The 4,071-nt window shown below is 73.5% G+C and carries 2 protein-coding genes; both read right to left on the bottom strand.

Translation table 11 applies throughout. The annotated features are described in order from the left end of the window. On the bottom strand, positions 1-267 hold a 267-nt coding region (locus tag KILIM_RS20980), incomplete at its 3' end, for a hypothetical protein (protein ID WP_040564026.1). Positions 268-269: 2 nt separating this feature from the next. Beyond that, positions 270-2,960, bottom strand: coding sequence for a hypothetical protein (locus tag KILIM_RS20975; protein ID WP_157551877.1), 2,691 nt, complete (start codon positions 2,958-2,960; stop codon positions 270-272). Positions 2,961-4,071: the final 1,111 nt, after the last annotated feature.

The following is a 4,071-nucleotide window of genomic DNA, read 5'->3' as shown; positions in this document are numbered from 1 at the left end:
GATGTCGTAGTCGGTGAAGCCGGGGCCGTTGAGCCGCGCCCGCACGCCCGTGCGCGGGGCCCCGCCCGCGCCGGCGTTTCGCTCGGCCGCGGCCAGCGCATCGACGCGACCGGCGACCTGGCGGATGGCGGCGGTTCGAGCGGACTCGCCCTTGTCCGGGGTGATCCGCTCGCCGTCGACGGCGACCTGTTCGTGGCCGCGGCGGTCGAGGGTGATGTCGATCCGAACGACGGGCTGGTCGGGCAAGGCATAGGGGTCGAAGGCCATGGTCACCTCAGGAAGAGCTCACGGTAGGCGGCGACCGCCGACCCCAACTCCTGCTCCGGAGCCGTGAACGCCTCGTAGGCCAGCTCTTTGCGCGCCTGGGCGCGCACGAACCAGTCGTGCATGTTCTGGATGTAGGGGGCGTTGGCCGCCGAGGCCGCGGAACCCGGGAAGGGCCCCCACTGCGCCAGCGCCACGCGGCGACCCTGCTGCCGGGCGAAGTCGGCCCACCAGTTCAGACCGAACTCGCCGTTGATGGCGCGACCCCAGTCGTCGCCGCTGTCGACGGCGTCGACCCCGACGACGCTGACGACACCGGCACCCGGCCACGCGAGCCGCGGATCCTGCCCGGGGCGCGCGCCGCGCGGGACGGTCCACTGCGTCTGCACCTGCGGAAGCTGCGAACGCAGCGACGCGACGACCCGGCGGTAGCAGGCGGCGTGTCCAGCGGGATCGGCCTCGGCGACTCCGGCCGCGTCCGGGCGCAGGTCGATGATCGCCTTGGCCAGGCCGTGCTTGGCGACCTCCCCGGCGAAGCCGCGCCAGTAGCCGTGGTAGCGGCCCTTCTCGCAGGCCGCGAGGCTGCCGCCGGCATCGGGCAGCAGCGACACCGACAGCACCTTGCGCCCCGGCACCTGCGCCAGCGCGCTCAGGGCCTGCGTCGGCCGCTCGATGTCGGACCACGTGCCTGCGGGCAGTCGGGCCGCGACGACGTCGAAGGCGCGGCCGGTCTCGCGGGCCAGCCGCGCCGCCCGCCGGACTGCGGCCTCGTCGACATCCGCCAGGTGCACCCCGCTGGACCAGGTGGTGCGAGCCCGTTGCGGCACGTCCGGATAGGCCGCGGCCGTGGCCGCGCCAGGACCCGAGGGCGGTGCCAGCCTCGCCTGCGGTGCCGCCGGCGCCGGCCGGTTCGGACCGGCGACCTGGGCCTGCCGCAGCAGCACCGGGCGGACCGGGACCATGCCGCGTCGTTCGCCTGCCCCGGCCACGATCTCGGCGTCCCGCGGGGAGGCTGCCCTGGCTTCCGGACCGGCGGAATCGATCGACGCGGGGGTGGTCGGCGCGGCGGTGCGGTCTTCGCGCGTCCGGGTTTGGCTGTTCGCCGCCGGCGCCTGCGCGGTCGGCGCTTCGGCCGGCGACCGATCGGGGCCGTCGTTCTGCTGCTGCTGCGCCTGCTGCTGCTGGTGCGCCTGCGCGTGAGCTTGCCGCAGCAGCCCGCTGGGCCCTTCGAGCATCCGACTCAGCAGGTCGAGTGCCTGGATCGGCTGCAGGGTGAGCCCGTGTCGGCCCGCGTCGCCGACGGCCCAGCTCTCCGCGGTCGAGTCGGCGACCCCGCTCGCCGGACCGTCGGCCCGGACGTCGGCGTCCGCGTTCTTGCCGGAGTTGTTCTTGCCGGAGTTGCCGCGGTCAGGGGTGGCGGTGCCGCCCTCGTTGCCGGGGGTATCGGAGTCGGTGCGGGTGCGAGGTTCATCGTTGGGTTCAGAGCCGGATCGGCTCGGCTCGGGTGCCCGCTGGCGGTCGCTGCGGCGGTCGTCGGCTCCCCGCGTCGGGGTGTCGGTGCGGGCCGGCTGCGGGCGTGCCGGCCGGCTGCCGCCATCGTCGTTGCCACGGCGGGACTCGCTCTCGTCCCGCTCAGCACGCCTGGCGCTACCGTCCGTCTGCTCGGCGTCGTCTTCGGACGCGTCCTTGTTGCCGGGGCCTGCATCGCCACGCTCCGGCCCCTGATCGCGCCCACGGTCAGGGTCGGGGCTGGTGGCTCGGCCACTGCGATCGCCGGAGCCGAACAATCGCTCGACGAGCGCGAGCAGGGGCGACTCGGGTGCGCTGTCGGGCGCCGGCATCTCCCCAGACTCTTGGGTCTGGAAGCTCTCGCGGGAGCGTTCACGCGTTGTTGAACCCGCGCTCCTGGCACCGCGGTCCTCGCCGTCGGTGTTCCGCTCGAGGCTCTCCTTCGTACCGGAGCCGGCATCGTCCCGGGCGCCCTTTCTCCCGCCGGCGTCCGGGTCGTCCCCGGTGCCCGGGCCGCGGCCGGAGGTGATGCGGTCCCCGGGTTCCTGGCGGTCCTGGGGTTCTTGGCCGTCCTCGGCGGGGTCGGGACGCTCGCTGACCAGCGCGGTGGATCCGGGCGCTGCCCACTCCGGCGTGGGCTCGTCGTTGTGACGCGCCCACCACGGCGCCATGACGGCCAGACCATCGGAAGCGTCTGCCTCCCGGAGGGTCGCGGACGTTCCGCCACCGTCGGCGTGCTCCCGTGCTGCAACCGTCGGCTGCGGCGCGGCGACCGCGGGGACGTCGGCCGTATCCCCTTCGCGACCTGCGCGCGGCTGCTCTCCGGTGTGCTCAGGGAGCCGATCACGGCCGTGCGCGCCGCTGGCACCCAGGACCTTGTCGAAGACCGCGGCCTGATCGGCCTCGACCCATGCGCCCGAATTGTCGGCGTCGCCCCGAACCGTGTGTCCCGGACCGTCCGTGGAGCTCGCGTCGATAGCGCCCGCCGTGGCCGGCTTCGAGTCCCTTGAGGCCATCGGCTCCAGTGGCGCGGTCGGCTCCATCGGCGTGGTCGCCTCGGCGTCCTCGTAGCGGCCGTCCTGCGGTTGCTCACCGACCGGATCGTGGCCGGCCGCGCGCATCGCCTCGTCCCCCGTCGCAACCACCGGTGCCGACTCCTTGAAAGCCACGGAACTCTGTGGGGTCACCTTCGCAGCGGAAGGTGCCTCGGCGGTGGGCTCGGATGGGCCGGACCGTGACCCCGCAACGTCGAGGGTGGTCGGCTTTGGCTGTGTGGGTACGTCGAGATCTGCGGCTGCAGAGCGCGGGTGCCCGGTCGAGGGGTCTCTGTCCACCGGAGACGAGGCCACCGGAGACGAGGCCACCGGAGACGAGGCCACCGGAGAGGAGGCCGTCGGTGTCGGTGTCGGCGTCGGATGGGCTGGCGCTGCGCTGCTGGGTGCCGGCTCGGGCTCCGTCTGCGCCGCGACGACCTCAGTCCGCTTTGGGTGGCGTTCGACCGTCTGCGACTCGACCGTCTGCGGTTCCGTGGGCTCTGGTGCAACGGGAGGCGGTTCGACAGGTGCTGAGTCGACCGGCGGCGGCTCACCGGACTCGGACTGCGCCGGAGCGGGCTCAGCAGGGGGCTGCTCGTTGGATGGGGCCGGCGCCGGTGCCACCGGCTCGGCGGCTGGCTCCGGTTGCGTGAACTCCGTTTTGGCCCCGGGAGATTCGGTGCTGAAGGAGCCTTCCGGCACCTCCGGCGGCGGTTCACCGCCCTCGGTGGCGTATGCCGCGATGGGCGCGGCCGACAGGGCCATGAACAGCGTCGCGCCGAGAATGCGGGCAGGCGTCTTGACCCGAAGGCCCGGTGGGACGACGGACGGCTCGCGACGTGAGCAGTCGAGGGGCACAGCAAGCTCCTGGGAGGGCAGGGCAGTTCCAGCAAGGGGTCCAGCAAAGGCACGGTAGCGGCGTTCGTGTGGGTCACGTCTTGAGTTATCCACAGGCACGGGGCAGTCGCGGCCGAGAGTGCCGACGGCTCAACGCAATCAACACGCCGGGCGAGTAAGTTACGATCCGGCCACGATTCCGCATGGTGAGACGGGCTGGCGGTCGGCGTTCGCACCGTGCGTGTCGCCAGGGGCCGGCCGTCCGCAGCTGCGCTCAGTCCCCTGAGAAGCCGCCCACGAGGGCGGTCCCCAAGACGCGGGCCGTGGTCGCCTCGCCTGGCAGTGCGGGGGGAGGGGTTCCCGCCGCCACGTCGGGGCGCTAGGTGCGGCGTGCAGCATGTTGCCCGCTTCGCCTGGCAACGAGGAT

The organism is Kineosphaera limosa NBRC 100340 (genome assembly GCF_000298215.1).
Taxonomy (GTDB): domain Bacteria; phylum Actinomycetota; class Actinomycetes; order Actinomycetales; family Dermatophilaceae; genus Kineosphaera; species Kineosphaera limosa.
This window is presented reverse-complemented; position numbering and strand designations above follow the sequence as displayed.